Here is a 16,936-nt window from a genome sequence, read left to right on the forward strand (position 1 = left end):
ACAGATGGCAGCTAAAGACGTCAAATTCCACGAGTCCGCCCGCACGAAAATCGTCGCCGGCGTGAACGTTCTGGCCGATGCGGTCAAAGTGACCCTCGGCCCCAAGGGTCGTAACGTCGTTCTCGAGCGCTCGTTCGGCGCCCCCACCGTCACCAAGGACGGCGTGTCGGTCGCGAAAGAGATCGAGCTGAAGGACAAGTTCGAGAACATGGGCGCCCAGATGGTGAAGGAAGTCGCTTCCAAGACTTCCGACGTCGCCGGTGACGGCACCACCACCGCGACCGTCCTGGCGCAGGCGATCGTGCAGGAAGGCATGAAATACGTGGCCGCCGGCATGAACCCGATGGACCTGAAGCGCGGCATCGACAAGGCCGTCGCCGCCACCGTCGACGAGCTGAAGAAGCTCTCGAAGCCCTGCAAGTCGAGCAAGGAAATCGCGCAGGTCGGCTCGATCTCGGCCAACGGCGATTCGGAAATCGGCAAGATCATCGCCGACGCGATGGACAAGGTCGGCAAGGAAGGCGTGATCACGGTCGAAGACGGCTCGGGCCTGAACAGCGAGCTCGACGTGGTCGAAGGCATGCAGTTCGACCGCGGCTATCTCTCGCCGTACTTCATCAACAACGCCGAGAAGCAGATCGCGATCCTCGAGAACCCCTACGTCCTGCTGCACGACAAGAAAGTCTCGAACATCCGCGACCTCCTGCCGGTGCTCGAGCAGGTCGCCAAGGCCGGCCGTCCGCTGCTGATCATCGCCGAAGAAGTCGAAGGCGAAGCGCTGGCGACCCTGGTGGTCAACAACATCCGCGGCATCCTGAAGACCTGCGCCGTCAAGGCCCCGGGCTTCGGCGATCGTCGCAAGGCGATGCTCGAAGACATCGCGATCCTCACCGGCGGCACCGTCATCGCCGAAGAAGTCGGCCTCTCGCTCGAAAAAGCGACGCTGAACGACCTCGGCCAGGCGAAGCGCGTCGAAGTGGGCAAGGAAGAGACGACCATCATCGACGGCGCGGGCGACGCGTCGGCCATCGAAGGCCGCGTGAAGAGCATCCGCGCGCAGATCGAGGAAGCCACGAGCGACTACGACAAAGAGAAGCTGCAGGAGCGCGTGGCCAAGCTCGCCGGCGGCGTTGCGCTGGTCAAAGTCGGCGCCGCGACCGAGATCGAGATGAAAGAGAAGAAGGCCCGCGTCGAAGACGCGCTGCACGCGACCCGTGCCGCCGTCGAGGAAGGCATCGTTGCAGGCGGCGGCGTTGCGCTGCTGCGTGCGCGCCAAGCCCTCGGCAAGGGTCTGAAGGGCGAGAACGTCGATCAGGACGCCGGCATCAAGATCGTGCTGCGCGCGCTCGAAGAGCCGGTGCGCCAGATCGTCTCGAACGCGGGCGACGAGCCCTCGGTCGTGGTCAACAAGATCCTCGAAGGCAAGGGCAACAGCGGTTACAACGCCGCGACGGGCGAGTACGGCGATCTGGTCGAGATGGGTGTTCTCGATCCGACCAAAGTCACGCGCACCGCGCTGCAGAACGCCGCTTCGGTCGCCGGCCTGATCCTCACGACCGACGCGATGGTCGCCGAGTCGCCGAAGGAAGACGCCGGCCACGCCGGTCACGGCCACGGCGGGATGGGTGGTATGGGCATGGACATGTAACGAGCGCTCCGCGCGCGTTACATGTCGGAGACCGCCAAGGAGGGAAACCAAGGTTTCCCTCCTTGGACCTCCCTTCCTTGGTTTGCCTGTCGGCAAACGTTGGAAAGCAAAACCCCGCTTCGGCGGGGTTTTTCTTTGCCCTTCATTCCGCGCAAGCGGGAATCCATTTTCACAGACGCTACAATCCCCGCCGCCATGCCGCCTGAAATCACCGTACTCGCCACGCTGCGCGCGCTCGTCGAAGTCGCAGGACTGATGCTTCTCATCCGCGGGCTCATGTGGAGCTTCGGACCCAAAGCGCGCACCAACTTCATCTACGGCCTCGTCACCGTGGGATCGATGCCGTTCATCCGCTTCGCGCGCGCGATCACGCCGCGCGCCGTCGCCGACCGCTACGTGCCGGCGATCGCGTTCGTGCTGCTGTTCCTGCTGTGGCTGATGCTCGCGCTGGGGGTGGGAACGCTGTGCGCGAGGCCGGGGGTTCAGTGCGTCTGATTGCCGCCGTCAATGCCGCCGGAGCCGGGTCGTCTCGCGCTCACGACGTGGCGGATGGCGTCCATGAAGCAGTCGACCTGAGTCTCGAACGCCGCGGCTGATTGGGTGGAGCGATCGTCGTCGATGCGCGTCCAGCGCCACTGCTCCTGTTCGTCCTGCGTGAATTGCCAGCTTTGAGCCACGGCGCGTCTCCTGCGATCGCGCCGTTGTCGCAACTCTCGTGCCGTGTCGACGGGCCCGCGCAGGGCGCGCGATAGGATGCGCGCGAACGGCCGCCGGAGACGATGGAAGTACTTGACCGATCAGCGCATTGCGGCTTTAATAGCGCGCTTTCCGGCGCGCTCTCGCGCGACGGATTCCAAGCCCTCCCTCCTTCCGCCGTATCGCAGATTCTTCCGTGATCGCTGCGCGGCGAGTGCGTTTTACCCGGGGCCAGGTAGCTCAGTTGGTAGAGCAGAGGACTGAAAATCCTTGTGTCGGCGGTTCGATTCCGTCCCTGGCCACCAATCGATTCACCCGCTCAGCAGTCATCCCGCCGGTTGCGGCGCTGCTCGCACGTGCGCTTGCGCGTGAAGCCCAGAGCCCTGGGTCTGTGCCCGTCAATGCGCTCTGGGCGATCGGGCAGATGCCTGAACGCGCGTTTGACTCGTTCGCGCGGATTTTGGACGTCAATCTGGAGCGCGTCGTATCTGCCGGCGCCTCGGAATGCGCATACAAGGCTCGTTAAGCTAAACCGCAACTGCTGCAATGTCGGCGGCGTTTACAAATGATGCGACCACATCGTGAAGCGCGGGCCAAGTGCTTGCGCCAAGGGAGTGTTTTTGCAGTGGCAAGGTTCCTGCTTAACTCACTCCTAGAACGAAAAATAAGAATGCCGAAATGTTCCGTATCTTCGTAGTCCTCATGACACTTATCGCGGGCGCGCTCAGCATGAGCGCGAACGCGGTGATCGTCTATTCAAATACCTTCACGCCGAACACGGCGACGCGGTCGGACGTTGATGAATCCACTTTTGTGTTCAATAAGTTCTCGCTGAGTACAGCTGCGAACGTAGACGACGTGCAATGGCGTGGCTTTTATCACGGCTCCGGCACACCGCCACCGATCGACGCGTTCACGATCAACTTTTTTGCAGATAATGCCGGGAGTATCGGAGCGCTCGAGGGTACGTTTCTCGTAGGCAACGCTGTCAATCGGACCGGTACGGGACAGGTCTTTGCCCCCATCCCTTCGGTGGAGTTTTTCGCTTACGAGTCGAGCCTCGGCGCCGGCATCAACTTGAGCGCCGGCACGCACTGGGTGAGTATCTTCAACAACACGCTGACCGACCTCGACGATAATTGGTATTGGGCCACGAACACGAGTCTTCCACAGACCGCCCTGGTCACCATCGCCAGCGGCACGTTCCCGGTGTTTTCCGACTATTTCGTTCTATCCGATGTTGTGTCCGCGGCGGCCGTTCCTGAACCCGGCTCGCTCGCACTGCTCGGCGCAGCCTTCGGCGCCTTTGGGCTGAGCCGCCGACGCAAGAACAAGTAGTCGAACGTAGCGAGCTTCGCGGCGGATTCGGCCGCCGTTCTATTTGCGGAGTTGTGCGCGGTCGCGAGCTATCGTCGCCCCGACCAGGGCGCGGAGATGTGCGTGGCTTTATTGATCGGCGTCGTCGATGAGTTCAGTGAAGGAGTTGGAAATCGCGGTAAGTACCGCTTTTTCCTGACGCTTGAGGATCAGCGCCGCATCTTCTGCACAGGACAACGCGCCAGTGGCGACGAGCCTGCAAACCTCAAGAATGGGCAACGACTTCGCGTTGAAGGCTATTGGCTGGGCGCCCCCGAGGCGCGAATGTTCGGGGTCCGGAGTATCCGGATCGACGAGTAAGAGGGCACAACTTCCGCGACTCCTCGGGACCGACCGGCGGGCGCGCGCGCTGCTGTTGGTCGCTTCAGTCCGTCGCGGTTGCCTGCGTGATGCAGGGGGCGCGCTGCTCGGCGTCCCGTGCGCATTCGTCACGGGTCAGAAAGGCAATATCGGATGCGGACGCGACGCTGCCATCCTCGCCGACGCACTCCCACCGCCAGATACCGCGGCTGTCGTGCCGAATGTTCAGGCCGGTCGCGAGCGCTTTTGTCTTCGATCGGCGTCCTTTCCGCAGGCCGGTGACCGGCAGCCCCTGGTTGCGTGCGTCAGCTTCACAGGCCTCACGGTCGCCAAACACTTCCGAGCTCGCGGCGACGTGGCCGTCCGGCGTTCGCAGTTCCCAGACCCAGCCACGACCGATTGTGGAGCGCACCTTGATACGGTTCATCGCGGCTTGAGCGCGAGGTGCGCTCTGTCGGTGTCCTCCAGCGGCTCGATCAGCGACGGATGGTTGTTCGCAACCTTACCGACCGCTGGCCCGGCAGGGCAGGCGAAGAGCCGCTCGTTGCGCGCCGGCCGCATGAGCTCCTTGGGGTCGTCGGCCTCGAGCCGTGCCGCGTCGTCACGCTCCCGGAGCCGCGCAATCGGCATGGCGTGCGTCGGAGCGACGTTCCAGGAGCTCGGGAAGTCGTCGACGTGGGAGAAGTAAGCCTCGTCGGCGCGGGCGCGCTTTGGCGGGCCGCAGAGGGCGTGGCGTCCACACATAGGCCGCGCATTCTATCGCCTTGTCGGCTACTGGAACGACTGACCGTCTCTTCGACCACGCCGGCCGGGCGCCGAACCCACTAAGTCGGAAGGGCGCCGTGTTACGCTCGACGCAGGAGCCTGCCATGCGGGAATACCGCTTAAGCACCGGGGTAGCTTCGGGGGTAAGTCCGCTGCCTCCTCCGGTTGAACGACTTCGAGCCAATGGACTGGATGGACTTTCCGGGTGGTCCCTGGCCACCAGCCGATTCAAGTCGTTCGTCGCCACCGCTTCTGTGAAACCGACATTTGTTCTAAACATACGTGAGAGAGCAGCGCGTGCCACTTCACCCTGAGCTCGAGCAGGCCTTTCAGTTCTATCGCGCACAGCGCGCCGCGCCGCCTGCGGTGTTCGCGCATTCTTCCGGCCGGATCCCTGCGGTCACGTTTTTCGGCCTCGACAGCCTCCGGAGGCATCTGAGCAACCCGCTGCTCACACCCGACTGGCTCACTCTCTTCGCCAACGGCAACGCGCTGTCTTTGGAAACCGCGGCGATGGAGAAAAGGGTGCAGAACAAGCCGCTGAAGTTCATGGACAAGACGGTGATCGATGGACATCTCGCGCGCGGCGGCGCGCTCGTCCTCGAAGGGCTCGACATCCTGGAGCCTCCCATCAACGACTTCGTCGCCAGCATCGATGCGGCCCTGCCGTGCTCGCTGTCGAACTGCGTCGCTTTCCTGTCGCAGCAGGGCGGGGAGGCGTACCGCGGGCACAGCGACTGCGACGACGTCCTGGTGATTCAGATCGAAGGCCGCAAGCGCTGGCACATCTACGCGCCCCAGGTTCGGCGGTACGTCGGCAACGTCATGGACGAGCGCGCGCTCGGCCCCCGGGTCGCCGAGGTGATGATGGAGCCCGGCGACGTGCTGTATGTCAGGGCGGGCGTTCCCCATCGCTGCGACACGGCGAGTCAATACAGCCTGCATCTGTCGTTCGACCTCGTGGACCTCACGCCGAACGTCCAGCGGATCAGCCGCGATGCGAACGCACGCTACTTCCGGCACTGCGCGCCCGCCTACGCGACTCCCGCAGCGGTCATCGAGCACTACATCGCGCTGATGAATTCATCGGAGTTTCAGCAGGAGCTCGCTCAGACGACGGCGCAACTGCGCCGGGATGCGATCGACCTGCGGAAACAGATCGGCAAGGCGTCGCGCCTGACCGCGCTCGACAGGTTCGTGCCGTCGAAGAAGTAGCGGCTTCCGCTGGTCCGCAGTCCGCGGCGCCGGCCCCTGCGCGCGCGCCTGGAGCCGCCGAGCGCGTGACTTATGCCACACGTATCAAGAAATTCCCCCCGGCGGCCGTTAAGTCCCTGGGACAGCTAGCGCGAGGCCGGTCATGGCCGACAACAATACGAACAGCCCAAACGGTCGGAAAACAGTCTACGTCGTGGACGACAACGAGGTCGTGCGGCGGGTGCTGAAGGGCATCATCCGCCAGGACGGCCAACTGCAGTACATCGGCGAGACGACCCACGGCGACGCCGCCGTCGAGGCGCTGCGCAAGCAGCGTCCGGACGTGCTCTGCCTGGACGTACAGATGCCCGGGGAGCTCGACGGCATCGGCGTGCTCCGACACGTCAAGCAGGCCTTTCCCGGCATGAAGGTGGTGATCATCACCGGTTACGCGACATCCGACCTCGTGAAAGAGGCCCGCGCGCTCGGTGCGTGCGGCTTCGTCGTCAAACCGTTCAACGCGGCGAAAGTCCTCTCGACGATCCACGGGGCGCTCGAGCGCGATCCGCAGACGGCGTGATACGCTCGTTCCACGATTCCAACGGGGAGGGTGTGGGATGAAGCTCGCGAGATTCGCGGTTGCAATGGGCATGGCTTGCCTGCCGGCGATCGCTGCCGCACAGGCGCCGAAGGCGGTGGCGCAAGGCAGCTACGAATGCTGGGGCAACGGCTCGCCGCGGATGCTGCTCAACTTCAAGGTGACCGGCAGCGGCAAATACAGCGATCCCGACGGCAAGCAGCAGGGGGCCTACAACTACAACCCGTCGAACGGCGAGATCACGTTCAAGGGCGGGCACCTGGACGGGGTCATGCCCAACGGCTTCAAGTCGGTCTATCACGAGAACAAGAACAAACCGACGGTCAGCTTCCGCAGCGGACGCGGCGCCGAAGCGTCGTTCTGCGAGCGCAAGTAGTTGAGCGGCGCGGCGCTCGTCTACAAGGTGCTGCGCGCGCCCGAGTGGGCGCAGATGCAGGCGCGCGGCGTGTTCGAGGGCTCTGCCGACGACCAGCGCGACGGCTTCATTCACTGCTCCACCGCCGAGCAGCTCGAAGGCACGATCGAGCGCCACTTCGCGGGTGAACGCGACCTGATGGTGCTCGAAGTCGACGCGGCCGCGCTCGGCGACGGGCTCAAATGGGAACCTTCGCGCGGCGGCGCGCTGTTCCCGCACCTCTATGGTGAGCTGCCGCTGTCGGCGGTGCTGAACCGACGGACGCGTTGACACTGATGCGATGCGCCGGTTACGTTCGGCGTATGAGAACAAAAACCCTGAGCTCCTCAGCGCTCGCGCTCATCTTCGCCTGTACTGCCGCCGTCGCGGCACAGCCCAAAAACCCTGAGACCTATCCCGCGCGCCCGATCCGCGTCATCGTGCCGTTCGCGCCGGGCGGCGGGCTCGACATCACTTCGCGGATGATCGGCCAGAAGATCACCGAGAAATGGGGGCAGAACTTCGTCGTCGACACGCGGCCCGGCGCGGCGACCATCGTCGGCACCGAGATCGCGTCCCACGCGGTGCCCGACGGCTACACGATCCTGATGATCACCACGACGTTCGCGATCAACCCGGGTCTCTATCCGAAGCTGCCGTACGATCCGCTGAAGGATTTCACCGCGGTCACGCAGCTCAACACGCAGCCGAACGTCATCGTGACGGCGCCGAACTTTGGCGCAGCCACGGTGAAGGACCTGATCGCGCTCGGCAAACAGAAGCGCGGCGAGCTCACCTTCGCTTCACCGGGCGCAGGCTCCGCGCCGCATCTCGCGGGCGAGCTGTTCCAGCGGATGGCCGGCATTCAGATGGTGCACGTGCCTTACAAAGGCATACCGCCGGCGGTGACCGACGTCATCGGCGGCCGCGTCAACATGCTGTTCACGACGACGATCTCGGCCGCGCCGCACCTGCGCTCCGGCAAGCTCAAGGCGATCGCGCTGACGAGCGCGAAGCGCCTGCCGTCGATGCCGGACGTGCCGGTGATCGCCGAAACGGTCCCGGGTTATGCGGCGGAAGCGTTCCAGGGCGTCGTCGCGCCCGCGGGGGTGCCGCGGCCGATCGTGGACAAGCTCGCGGCCGAATTGATCGCGATCGTGAAATCGCCCGAGGTCGGCCATCGCTTCGAAGCCGACGGCGCGGTGCCGGTCGGCAGCTCGCCCCAGCAGTTCGCGGCTTTCCTGCGGAGCGAGATGCAGAAGTGGGGCAAGGTCATCCGCGACGCCGGGATACAGCTCGAGCGCTGACGCCGGTCAATCCCCGCGCTTCAGCCGCTCCAGCTCGAAGCGCGCGGCCACGTGCTCGGTGTACATGAGCACGCCGAGGTCGCGGGTCTTCTCGAAGTATTCGCGCGCTTTCGACTTGTCTCCCCGCATCAGGTAATACTGGGCGAGATAGAAATAGCCTTCGGCGCGCGCCATCTGGAGGTCGTCCCCGGTCTTGCGCTCGAGCAGCCGCAGCATGTCGTCGGGCGCAAGCTTGCCGTGCAGCATCGCGAGCGCGGGCCTGGGCCACTCGCCCTGCGGCTCGGCGAGCGCGCGCTGTGACGCGGCTTCGGGCACCGCCTTGCCGAGACGTTGCGAGATCCACGTGAGCCACAGGTCGACGTAGAGGTCGGGCTCGGTCGTCGCGAGCTCGCTCGCTTTCCTCAGATCTTCCTGTGCGGCTTCCAGCTCGCCCGCGTAGTAACGCGCCACGCCGCGCCGGTAATAGGTGTGGGCGGTGGCTTCGCCCAGGGACAGCGCGCGCGAGTAGTCCGCGGCGCTCTTCTGGAAATCGCCCGAGGAGAAATAGGTCTCGGCGCGGCAGGTGAGCGAGCGCGTCGAGTTCGGCGCGATCTTCAGCGCGGCGTTCGCGTCGCGCAGCGCGGCCTCGTACTCGCCGAGATCGCCGTGCGCGTTGGCGCGCTCGCAGTAGGCGTTGGCGAGATCGTCGCCGGTGAGCTTCGCCGACTGGATCGTCGCGCTGGTCTTCTCGACGACGTCGCGCAGGCGGTCCTGCACGATCTGCTTGAAATCCTTGCGGATGAGGCCGAGCACCGTGCCGCCCTTGATATCGTTCTTGAGCACGACGATGATCCGGTGCGGGGCGAGCTTGTCGACTTTTTCCAGGTCTTCGCGGAAGCGCTTGAGGTCCTCCACTTCGACCCGGTCGGTGAACGTTTTCAGGTCGACCGTCGTCTTCGCGGTGCGGCCGCGGAAGCTCGATGCGATGGTGTACGCGAACGTCTTGCTGCGAATGGTCTGCGTGTACGGGTCGCGCATCGCGCGCACTTCCTCGGGGAATTGCACTTCGAGCGTATAGCGCGCTTCGCTCGGATAGCCGGGGATCACCACCGGACCGCGCCGATCGCTGAACGACGGCAGCGCGAAAGTGTCCGCGAAGTTGGTCGCAGCCACGCGGGCAAACCAGTCTCCGCTGCGGGTGTCGACGAGCCTGGGCACGCTGTAGCGCGCGCGCAGCATGAACGTGTTCTCGGCGACGTTGTCCTCGACCTGCGGCTCGCCGACGAGCCTGGCGCCGGCGTAGCGGCGCTCCATCGCGGCGGTGAGGAAGCGCGCGACCTCGGTGCGCGGCAGGCGCGCGAAGATGGTGCGCATGGTCTCGGCGACCACGCCGTTCCAGACCTGGCGCGAGTCGAGCTGGGCGTTCTCGCCGAGCTTGCCGACGACGGCGGTCTCGGTGACTTCGTCGCGCACCAGCGCGTAGAGGTCGGGGCTGGCGATCGCCGACAGCGCTTCGGTCTCGCGCGCGATCACGAGCACCTGCGCGCCTTCGTGCAACTGTCCCATGCGCGCGAGGCGGCTGCGCTGGCCGAGACGCGTCGCATCGAGGTAGTAGACGCCGTCGCCGACGCGCGCCTGCACGATCACGTGATCGAAGAGCTGCGGGCCGGGCAGCATCTGCTCCAGCCCCTTGCGCGTGCCGATCGACAGCAGCACCGGGCGCGCTTCGACGCCGAGCGCGTCGAGCAGCGTGATGAGCAGCAGCGATTTGTCCTTGCAGTCGCCGTAGCGGCGCGACAGGGTGACGTTCGGATGGGTCGGCCGGTGCGAGCTTTCGCCCAGCGACACCGAGAAATAGCGGATCTCGGACTGCACGAAATCGAGCGCGGCGATGACCCGCTCCTCGGGCGTGGGAAGCTGCCCGAGCTTGTCGACGACCTGTTTGAGCTCGTCGTTCAGCGCGCCTTCGGGCTTGAACAGCGGCTGCGCCCAGTCGACGACGTCGCGCCAGCGGGGGTACTCGGAGAACTGCAGAGTGCGGTACTGGACGTGACCGTACGGCACGAAGCGCTCGCCGCGCACCGCGGGCATCGAGCGCTCTTCGAAGCGCAGCGTGCGGCGTCCGCCGGCGGTCGACTCGGTCGACGTGACCTTGCGGCCCTGCGCGGGTCCGAGCATCTTCCACGCGATGGCGCGCTCGGCCGGGTGGCTCACGATGACGCGCCTGAGCTCCACCGGGTTGCCCTGGTCCCATCCCGACATGTCGGAGAAGCGCCCGCCGAACACCGGGTTCTCGCCTTCGGTGGAATACACGTACTCGAGCGTGTCGCCGACGCGCACGTCGTTGACGAGCACCGACGCGGTGACGTGCCCGCTGTAGACGCCGCGCTCGAGCCCGGTCTCGCGCTGGAGGAAGCGGATGTTCGACGAGCGCGTGCGGTCGAGGACTTCGTCGCCGCGCAGGATGCGCACCGCGTGCAGCCTGAGCTTCTGGTACTCGGGCACGAACGAGATCGGGATCTGCCCCGCTTCGCTCAGCGCAGACGCGTCGTTGATGAGGAACGCGCGGCGCACGTAGACCGAGATCGTCGATGCGACGTGGAACTGGGTGTCGGCCAGCCGCATGACGATCGGCTGGGTATCGGTGGTCGGCGGAATCGCGATCGGCTCGACCCACGCGGGCGGCGCATCGCCGAGCGAGAACGCGCCGGCAGCGACCTGCACCTCGCGCAACGGCGGCGGCTCGCCCGCCGCGTTCGGCGGGGCGGCCTGGGCATACGCGAGCGCGGGCAGGAGGAATGCGATCCGCACGAACGTGCGGACCGCGCGAGCGAAACAGCGCGCGGACAGGCGTGCCGGCGCGGCAGCGAGACGGTCGGAAATGATAGCCCCCGCGGACGATGAAAAAGCGGGGCGGCGCTGATGCGCTCTTGTCCCTTGTTTTGTCCGGTACAGATACCACAGGGCGCGCTTGACCGGGAAGCGCACTAGTGCCGGCGCGGAAGGGCGCCCGCCGGGATCAGCCGGGCGGGGTCGGCAGCTTCTTGTGCGCCTTCGGCTTGGCGGTGGGCTCGAACACCGTGGTGACGGTCCGTTTCGCGAGGTCGACGGTGTAGCGGCCGCCGACCTCGTTCTCGATCGCGAGCTCGTCGCGGCCGGGTAAGACCTTCATGCTCCTGAAGTAGATGCCGGGGTTCGGAACGGCCGCCGCGCTGTGGTCTTTCACGTCGTAGATCCTGAGCGTCCAGAGCCGCGCGCCGGTCTTCTGGTCGTACGCCGCGAGCTGGCCGCCGAGCGTCGAGCTCTGCAGGTCCTGCTCGTAGTGCACGCCCTTGTGATCGATGCCCGGCACTTCGGGCGGGGCCGGGCGGCTTGCGCTCGGATTGGACATCGCGCGGTTCTCCTTCGGTTGTGACGCGCCTGCGACGAACGATGTGACGGCGAGCGCGACGAGCGTCGCGCAGGCGCAGCGCGCGAGCCTCATATGATCTTCAGCGCTTTCTCGCGCTCGGCTTCGGTGAGCACGTTCGCGCAGTCCGCGCAGAAGAACGCCCAGCTGTCGGCGTTGCGGATCGCGGCCGAGCCCGGGAATCCGGGATGCGGACCGATGCCGTACCAGGCGTAGCGCGCGTTGCCGATGTTCACGTCCTCGGTGCCGCACACGAGGTGCGTCAGCTCGTGCACGACGATGCGCGTCCAGTTCTTCTGACCCTGCAGCACGTTGCCTTTGACGTCCTTGAAGAACGAGCTCTCGATATACACCACGTCCATGCCCTCGGCGCTGGCGCGGAAGGTGAACGCTTCGGAATTGAAGAAGCGCAGCTCGTCGGCCGCGGTCGCACCGCGCAGCGGCACCCAGTCGGTCAGGATGAAGCGGCCCTTGTTGAGCATCGCGACGATCCCCTTGAAGCCTCGGGTGAGCGTCGAGATGTAGGTGTTGAGCTCGGCATCGGTCGTCGCGGAGTCGGCGAACCAGCGCTTCACCAGGTTGCGCGCGTTGACCTTCGCCTTGGCGGCTTTCGCATCGGCGCTCGCCGCTTCGGCGAGGATCATGCCGGTCTTCTGCGCCCAGGCGAGCGCGTGCTGGCTCGCGTAGCCGAGATATTTCTTCTGGTCCTCGGAGAAGTGCTCGTGGTTCGCGCGCAGCACCGCCTTCACCGCGTCGGCGGTCGAGCAGTTGGCGTTGATGTGGTTCGACGTCCAGTCGGTGAACGCGGTCGGCAGCGAATGCACCCACACCTGGCAGCTGCCGGCCTTCTTGATCAGATAGATGTGGCGCAGCATCTTGAGCGTGGCGGCGCGCATCTTCACGCCGTCGTCCAACGTCGGGCCCTTCGCGCCCCACGCCTTCACCGCTTCGAGGATGCCCTGGTCCTCCTTGATCGAACCGTGGCCGTTGAGCCGCGCCTCGCCGTTCCTGACCTTGTTGCGCAAGCTCTGCAGGGCCTCGGCGTGCGTGGAGTCGAAGCCGCCGTCCGACATGAGCTGCTTCAGCGATTTCACGGTGGGCTGCCACCCGGCCGCGAACGCCTTCTCGTCCTTGAGCCACTCCTTGGCGTAGTCGTAATGAACCTTGAACTTCGAGTTCCAGTCCATGCGAGGTCCCTATGTCCGGTGTCCCCGACCGGTCGACCATCGTCACGGATAGCGCGGCGCTCTGTCAATGTCACAGTGCGCTACCATGCGCGGCGTGGCCGCGAAGCCTCGACATCATCACTCCGTCTACGTCGTCCTGCTCTCGAAGGACGTGCTCTACGAGCCGCGCTTCAAACGCTGCAATCCCGATTACGATCCGGCCAAGCCCTGCGTCTACGTGGGCATGACCGGCCTCGATCCCGACACGCGCTTCGACAAGCACAAGGCCGGCATCCGCGCGAACCGCTTCGTGAAGCTGTACGGCTTGCGGCTCGTCCCCGAGCTCTACGAGTGCTACAACCCGATGCCGTACGAGGCGGCGCAGGAGATGGAGGTGGAGCTCGCGATCGGGCTGAGGGAGCAGGGCTACGGCGTCTGGCAGGCCTGAGCAAAACCGGGGTCAGACCCCGATGAAAAGGGGGGGCGACCTCGAGCAGCGGCAATATTCGGCGGAATATCAGGGATTTGGCCGGTTATAATCGTCGGCTCACGACCAGAAACCCGCGGGGTCCACCGATGCAGCCTACGAACGGCAACAAGCTTCCCCTGTCCGACATCTTCGTCCTCGATCTCACGCTCGCGCGCGCGGGCCCCACGTGCTCGCGCCACCTCGCCGACTGGGGCGCGAACGTCATCCGCATCGAGCCGCCGGTCCCCGCGGGTGAAGACGTCGTCGGCCGCCGCCACGGCTTCGATTTCCAGAACCTCCACCGCAACAAGCGCGCGATCCAGCTCGATCTGAAATCGCCCGACGGTTACGCGGTGTTCAAGAAGCTCGTCGAAAAAGCCGACGTCGTCGTCGAGAACATGCGCCCGCAGGTGAAGACGCGCCTGCACATGACCTACGACGAGCTCAAGGCGATCAATCCGAAGATCGTGATGGGCAGCATCAGCGGCTTCGGCCAGGAAGGCCCGTACGCCACCAAGGGCGGCGTCGACCAGATCGCGCAGGGCATGGGCGGTCTCATGTCGATCACCGGCACGCCGGGCGGCGGACCGCTGCGCGTCGGCATTCCCATCAACGACCTCGTCGCCGGGTCGCTGCTGGCGCTGTCGATCATGATGGCGCTGTACGAGCGCAACACGACGGGCGTCGGACGCTGGGTGTACACCAGCCTGCTCGAGACGCAGGTCTTCATGCTCGACTTCCAGGCTTCGCGCTACCTCATGAAAGGCGAGGTCGCGGGCCAGACCGGCAACGACCACCCGACGATGACCCCTTCGAGCGTGTATCCGACGCAGGACGGGTACATCAACCTCGCGGCGAGCTCGGGGCGGCTGTTCGAGCGTCTTGCCGAAGTGTGCGGCAAGCCCGAGTGGCTGTCGCATCCGAAGTTCGCGAAGCTTCCGGACCGGACCGCGAACCGACCGGCGTTCAACGAAGCGCTGTCGGAAGTGCTGAAGACCAAGCCGTCGGCGTACTGGGTCGAGAAGTTCGACGAGGCCGGCATCCCCGCGGGCCCCATCAACACGATCGACAAGGTGTTCGCGGACCCGCAGGTGCAGCATCTGGGGATGGCGGCGCCGGTCAAGGGCGGCGCGCTCGGCGATACCAAGGTGGTCAACTCGCCGCTCAACTTCAAGGGCATCCAGAAGCAGATCCGCCGGCCCACGCCCGAGGCGGGCGAGCACAACAACGAAGTGCTCGAGTGGCTGGGCTACTCGAAGGCCGAGATCGACCGGCTCAAGGGCCTCGGCGTGATCTGAGCGTAGCGACGCAACACGAAAAGGCCCCGCAAGGGGCCTTTTTCGTTGCTGCAGCGCACGAGAGGCGCGCCGTCGAACGGGACGGCGCGGCGCGTGGGCGGTGCGGCTATGCCAGGACGATCGCGACGACGCACGCCGTGAAGGCGGTGCCGGCGACGGCGATCATGACGTCGATCGACGCCAGGAACTCCCCCATCGGGTCGTGCCGGCGCTGGCGCAGCCAGCGTCCGGCCACGGCGTGATAACGGTCCCAGGTGAAGAACATCGTCTTCTCCTCCGGAAAATAGGCTCACACGCTGGATGCAGCATAGGTCGTGCCGGGGAAAAGTACAAGCGGTGCGGGGACTTGTCGCCGCGCCACGACAGTGGCTTACGCGACCGCGGTGGGCGTGAAGACGACCTGCTCGGCGACGTCGATCAGCGCTTTCTCGTGCAACAGCACGTTGCCGCGCTCGCGCTCCTGCATCGCGAGCTTGATGATGCGGTTGAGCTCGCTGGTTTTCATGCCGAGGTTGCCGGCGACCGCTTTGAGGTCTTCGCGCACCTGGTCCTGCGCGAGCTTGATGCGGTATTTCGATTCGATCACCGCCGCGATCGCCTGGCGGTCGTGCTCCGACAGCGGCCGGAACGACGCGAACTCGGCGCCGTTCGAACCGTAATCTGAAATGGAATTCGCGGTGCCGCCGCTCTCGGTGTAGCTGTCCATGCGCGCCTTTTGTGATTGATGGGCTTATCAGCGCGCCAAGTATAGCGTCGGCGACTCGCGGAATTTCGCGCGCAAACGAATTTCACGCGAGCAGCGCGCGCGTTGCAGGCGAGGGCGGTTGCGCTGCTACGACGCGCGCGTATGCGCGGACTTGGGCGGCGGCTTCTGCTGGTCGATGTTCGCGCAGAGCTTCTTCGACGGATGGAACGTGACCACGCGGCGCTCGGAGATCGGGATCTTCTCTCCGCTCTTCAGGTTGCGCGCCCAGCGCTTGGGTCGTTCCTTCGGCTGGAAGCGTCCGAAGCCTTCGAGCTTCACCGCGTCGCCCGCCTCGAGCGCGACGCGCATCTCTTCGAAGATCGCGTTGACCATCTCGCGGCACTCGCGCTTGGAGAGGCCGAGGGAATCGAACAGAAGGTTCTGGAGCTCTTCTTTGGTGAGGGCGCCGCGCGCGATCGCATCATCTTCGTCGCTGTCGGTCGGCACGGGGCCGAGGTCGTGTCCGTTCATGCGAATGAGTTCCCTTCGAGTTGCCGGGAAGGAGCGTGAGGTGCGCCCACGAGCGTCGCGCAGATCGCGCTTCGAGCCTGAGGGCAGCAAGCCGCATGCCTTTTTGCGCAGCGGCACCCGCGATACGGAATCAGCGCTTGCGCTGCGCACCAGGCTTTGCCGTGACTTTGCCGAGGAAGCGCTGGAATTCGCCGTCGCGCATCGCAGCAAGCGCGGCGCGGCGCAGCTCGGCGCGCTGCGTCTCTGCGCGAACGTCTTCTTTCTGTACGAGAATTTCGGAACGCGCGATCGTGCGGCGCAGCTTGCCGAAGTGCGCTTCGAGCTCTTTCAACGTGCGCTCCGGCACGGTGTACACATATCGGCGCTTCGTTTTAATCCGCAGTTGCCTGCGAATCATGCCGATGCTGGCGGCGACGACTTCGAGCAGCCAGTCCTGATATTGCTCGGGCGCCCTGAAATTGGAGCGGCCGCGCTCTTCCTCCTGCGCGTGGGCTCGCGCCTCGGCTTCGTGATAGACCACGAAGCGATAGCGTCCGCCGTCGAGCGGCTGCGACTGCCACAGCGCCGGCGCGGCGCTGTCGGGGGCGCGCTGAACGCGCCGTTGCGCCTCGGCCGGCGCGATGCCGGCGGCGACCAGCGATGCGAAAGGCCCGACGTATACGGTCGCCGGGCCGGCGTTCGCGCCTTCGCGCAGCTCGGTGTACTTGTAGACGGCGATGCGGCCGGCGAGATTGCGCGACGACACCGGCAAAAGCTCGTTCACGATCGACAGCCGGAAGCGGTCCTCGGCGATCTTCACCAGCGTGCACCTGAGCTCCGCCCCGGGCGCCGCGGGGCAGAACACGCCGAGCGCCGCGAGCTTGCGCCCGCCGGCCCTCTTCGGAAAGACGAACCCCGCCGGTATGCGCAGGAAGCGTGCGGCGCGCAATTGCGCCTCGCTCCCGAGGTAACGCGTCGTCAGCACGTCGCCGCGCTGGAGCTGTTTTTCGGTGAGAAGACCGGCGTCCTCGGCGTGGCGCGCCCGCGCCTCGATATAGGCGGGCAGGAGCGAGACCGCTCGATGTTCGCTGGACTGCGTTGTCACAGGACTTCCTTTCGCGGCGGCCGCGCCGTGCGGCCG

General features: G+C 65.6%; 21 protein-coding genes and 1 tRNA gene. 12 read left to right on the plus strand and 10 right to left on the minus strand.

Annotated elements, in window-relative coordinates:
- Nucleotides 1-4: 4 nt before the first annotated feature.
- Both groL and VHP37_08925 read left to right on the plus strand, forming a co-directional pair.
- Entirely contained in the window at nt 5-1,648 is a 1,644-nt protein-coding gene (gene groL, locus VHP37_08920) for a chaperonin GroEL (protein ID HEX2826453.1), read from the plus strand.
- A gap of 195 nt (nt 1,649-1,843) precedes the next feature.
- Nucleotides 1,844-2,143 carry a hypothetical protein gene (locus VHP37_08925; GenBank protein HEX2826454.1) on the plus strand — a complete coding sequence of 100 codons (300 nt, stop codon included), beginning with the start codon at nt 1,844-1,846 and terminating at the stop codon, nt 2,141-2,143.
- Here VHP37_08925 and VHP37_08930 read toward each other — a convergent pair.
- The gene (locus VHP37_08930; GenBank protein ID HEX2826455.1) at nt 2,131-2,325 is read right to left on the minus strand and encodes a hypothetical protein; all 195 of its coding nucleotides are present in this window, start codon (nt 2,323-2,325) and stop codon (nt 2,131-2,133) included. The two genes, VHP37_08925 and VHP37_08930, sit on opposite strands and share 13 nt — an antisense overlap.
- A gap of 248 nt (nt 2,326-2,573) precedes the next feature.
- Here VHP37_08930 and VHP37_08935 point away from each other — a divergent pair.
- The 3 genes from VHP37_08935 to VHP37_08945 all read left to right on the plus strand — a co-directional run bounded on the left by VHP37_08935 (nt 2,574) and on the right by VHP37_08945 (nt 4,021).
- Nucleotides 2,574-2,649: transfer RNA gene (locus VHP37_08935), tRNA-Phe, on the plus strand.
- A gap of 373 nt (nt 2,650-3,022) precedes the next feature.
- Nucleotides 3,023-3,682: a PEP-CTERM sorting domain-containing protein gene (locus VHP37_08940; protein ID HEX2826456.1), complete on the plus strand. Its 660-nt coding sequence runs from the start codon at nt 3,023-3,025 to the stop codon at nt 3,680-3,682.
- Nucleotides 3,683-3,784: 102 nt separating this feature from the next.
- Nucleotides 3,785-4,021 carry a hypothetical protein gene (locus VHP37_08945; protein ID HEX2826457.1) on the plus strand — a complete coding sequence of 79 codons (237 nt, stop codon included), beginning with the start codon at nt 3,785-3,787 and terminating at the stop codon, nt 4,019-4,021.
- Nucleotides 4,022-4,085: 64 nt separating this feature from the next.
- Here the strand turns inward: VHP37_08945 and VHP37_08950 are convergent, their stop codons facing one another.
- Together VHP37_08950 and VHP37_08955 are read right to left on the minus strand one after the other, a co-directional pair.
- Nucleotides 4,086-4,448, minus strand: coding sequence for a hypothetical protein (locus VHP37_08950; GenBank protein ID HEX2826458.1), 363 nt, complete (start codon nt 4,446-4,448; stop codon nt 4,086-4,088).
- Nucleotides 4,445-4,651, minus strand: a complete 207-nt coding sequence (locus VHP37_08955; GenBank protein HEX2826459.1) for a hypothetical protein — start codon at nt 4,649-4,651, stop codon at nt 4,445-4,447. The genes VHP37_08950 and VHP37_08955 overlap by 4 nt, the downstream gene beginning before the upstream one ends.
- A gap of 432 nt (nt 4,652-5,083) precedes the next feature.
- Between VHP37_08955 and VHP37_08960 the strand changes: the two genes are divergently transcribed.
- The 5 genes from VHP37_08960 to VHP37_08980 all read left to right on the plus strand — a co-directional run bounded on the left by VHP37_08960 (nt 5,084) and on the right by VHP37_08980 (nt 8,279).
- Entirely contained in the window at nt 5,084-6,001 is a 918-nt protein-coding gene (locus tag VHP37_08960; protein ID HEX2826460.1) for a cupin domain-containing protein, read from the plus strand.
- Between the two features lie 142 nt (nt 6,002-6,143).
- A complete protein-coding gene (locus tag VHP37_08965) occupies nt 6,144-6,560 on the plus strand; it encodes a response regulator transcription factor (GenBank protein ID HEX2826461.1) in 417 nt (138 codons plus the stop codon).
- Between the two features lie 37 nt (nt 6,561-6,597).
- On the plus strand, nt 6,598-6,954 hold the full coding sequence (locus VHP37_08970; GenBank protein ID HEX2826462.1) for a hypothetical protein: 357 nt from the start codon (nt 6,598-6,600) through the stop codon (nt 6,952-6,954).
- Nucleotides 6,955-7,263 (plus strand): DUF952 domain-containing protein, encoded by a 309-nt coding sequence (locus VHP37_08975; protein ID HEX2826463.1) that lies wholly within the window; start codon nt 6,955-6,957, stop codon nt 7,261-7,263.
- A gap of 32 nt (nt 7,264-7,295) precedes the next feature.
- Complete coding sequence (locus VHP37_08980; protein ID HEX2826464.1) at nt 7,296-8,279, plus strand: tripartite tricarboxylate transporter substrate binding protein; 984 nt, start codon at nt 7,296-7,298, stop codon at nt 8,277-8,279.
- Nucleotides 8,280-8,285: 6 nt separating this feature from the next.
- Here the strand turns inward: VHP37_08980 and VHP37_08985 are convergent, their stop codons facing one another.
- The 3 genes from VHP37_08985 to VHP37_08995 all read right to left on the minus strand — a co-directional run bounded on the left by VHP37_08985 (nt 8,286) and on the right by VHP37_08995 (nt 12,854).
- Nucleotides 8,286-11,069, minus strand: coding sequence for a DUF3857 domain-containing protein (locus VHP37_08985; protein HEX2826465.1), 2,784 nt, complete (start codon nt 11,067-11,069; stop codon nt 8,286-8,288).
- A 208-nt stretch (nt 11,070-11,277) separates the two neighbouring features.
- Nucleotides 11,278-11,742, minus strand: coding sequence for a hypothetical protein (locus VHP37_08990; GenBank protein ID HEX2826466.1), 465 nt, complete (start codon nt 11,740-11,742; stop codon nt 11,278-11,280).
- The gene (locus VHP37_08995; protein ID HEX2826467.1) at nt 11,739-12,854 is read right to left on the minus strand and encodes a M35 family metallo-endopeptidase; all 1,116 of its coding nucleotides are present in this window, start codon (nt 12,852-12,854) and stop codon (nt 11,739-11,741) included. The genes VHP37_08990 and VHP37_08995 overlap by 4 nt, the downstream gene beginning before the upstream one ends.
- A gap of 67 nt (nt 12,855-12,921) precedes the next feature.
- On the opposite strand from VHP37_08995, the gene VHP37_09000 reads away from it, so the two are divergent.
- Together VHP37_09000 and VHP37_09005 are read left to right on the plus strand one after the other, a co-directional pair.
- Nucleotides 12,922-13,281 (plus strand): hypothetical protein, encoded by a 360-nt coding sequence (locus VHP37_09000; protein ID HEX2826468.1) that lies wholly within the window; start codon nt 12,922-12,924, stop codon nt 13,279-13,281.
- A gap of 128 nt (nt 13,282-13,409) precedes the next feature.
- Nucleotides 13,410-14,600, plus strand: a complete 1,191-nt coding sequence (locus VHP37_09005; protein HEX2826469.1) for a CoA transferase — start codon at nt 13,410-13,412, stop codon at nt 14,598-14,600.
- A 106-nt stretch (nt 14,601-14,706) separates the two neighbouring features.
- Here the strand turns inward: VHP37_09005 and VHP37_09010 are convergent, their stop codons facing one another.
- From VHP37_09010 to VHP37_09025, 4 genes are all read right to left on the minus strand, one after another.
- A complete protein-coding gene (locus VHP37_09010; protein ID HEX2826470.1) occupies nt 14,707-14,865 on the minus strand; it encodes a hypothetical protein in 159 nt (52 codons plus the stop codon).
- A 105-nt stretch (nt 14,866-14,970) separates the two neighbouring features.
- Complete coding sequence (locus VHP37_09015; protein ID HEX2826471.1) at nt 14,971-15,306, minus strand: hypothetical protein; 336 nt, start codon at nt 15,304-15,306, stop codon at nt 14,971-14,973.
- Between the two features lie 126 nt (nt 15,307-15,432).
- Nucleotides 15,433-15,816 carry an integration host factor subunit alpha gene (locus tag VHP37_09020; protein ID HEX2826472.1) on the minus strand — a complete coding sequence of 128 codons (384 nt, stop codon included), beginning with the start codon at nt 15,814-15,816 and terminating at the stop codon, nt 15,433-15,435.
- A 130-nt stretch (nt 15,817-15,946) separates the two neighbouring features.
- On the minus strand, nt 15,947-16,900 hold the full coding sequence (locus VHP37_09025) for a hypothetical protein (GenBank protein HEX2826473.1): 954 nt from the start codon (nt 16,898-16,900) through the stop codon (nt 15,947-15,949).
- Between the last annotated feature and the right edge of the window lie 36 nt (nt 16,901-16,936).

Source organism: Burkholderiales bacterium (assembly GCA_036262035.1).
Classification (GTDB): Bacteria; Pseudomonadota; Gammaproteobacteria; order Burkholderiales; family SG8-41; genus JAQGMV01.

What these genes read in the sequence shown, in the direction of transcription:
- groL (HEX2826453.1), top strand. Translation starts at nt 5, where the DNA reads ATGGCAGCTAAAGACGTCAAATTCCACGAGTCCGCCCGCACGAAAATC.
- VHP37_08925 (HEX2826454.1), top strand. Translation starts at nt 1,844, where the DNA reads ATGCCGCCTGAAATCACCGTACTCGCCACGCTGCGCGCGCTCGTCGAA.
- VHP37_08940 (HEX2826456.1), top strand. Translation starts at nt 3,023, where the DNA reads ATGTTCCGTATCTTCGTAGTCCTCATGACACTTATCGCGGGCGCGCTC.
- VHP37_08950 (HEX2826458.1), bottom strand. Translation starts at nt 4,448, where the DNA reads ATGAACCGTATCAAGGTGCGCTCCACAATCGGTCGTGGCTGGGTCTGG.
- VHP37_08955 (HEX2826459.1), bottom strand. Translation starts at nt 4,651, where the DNA reads ATGCCGATTGCGCGGCTCCGGGAGCGTGACGACGCGGCACGGCTCGAG.
- VHP37_08965 (HEX2826461.1), top strand. Translation starts at nt 6,144, where the DNA reads ATGGCCGACAACAATACGAACAGCCCAAACGGTCGGAAAACAGTCTAC.
- VHP37_08970 (HEX2826462.1), top strand. Translation starts at nt 6,598, where the DNA reads ATGAAGCTCGCGAGATTCGCGGTTGCAATGGGCATGGCTTGCCTGCCG.
- VHP37_08980 (HEX2826464.1), top strand. Translation starts at nt 7,296, where the DNA reads ATGAGAACAAAAACCCTGAGCTCCTCAGCGCTCGCGCTCATCTTCGCC.
- VHP37_08990 (HEX2826466.1), bottom strand. Translation starts at nt 11,742, where the DNA reads ATGAGGCTCGCGCGCTGCGCCTGCGCGACGCTCGTCGCGCTCGCCGTC.
- VHP37_08995 (HEX2826467.1), bottom strand. Translation starts at nt 12,854, where the DNA reads ATGGACTGGAACTCGAAGTTCAAGGTTCATTACGACTACGCCAAGGAG.
- VHP37_09000 (HEX2826468.1), top strand. Translation starts at nt 12,922, where the DNA reads ATGTCACAGTGCGCTACCATGCGCGGCGTGGCCGCGAAGCCTCGACAT.
- VHP37_09005 (HEX2826469.1), top strand. Translation starts at nt 13,410, where the DNA reads ATGCAGCCTACGAACGGCAACAAGCTTCCCCTGTCCGACATCTTCGTC.
- VHP37_09010 (HEX2826470.1), bottom strand. Translation starts at nt 14,865, where the DNA reads ATGTTCTTCACCTGGGACCGTTATCACGCCGTGGCCGGACGCTGGCTG.
- VHP37_09015 (HEX2826471.1), bottom strand. Translation starts at nt 15,306, where the DNA reads ATGGACAGCTACACCGAGAGCGGCGGCACCGCGAATTCCATTTCAGAT.
- VHP37_09020 (HEX2826472.1), bottom strand. Translation starts at nt 15,816, where the DNA reads ATGAACGGACACGACCTCGGCCCCGTGCCGACCGACAGCGACGAAGAT.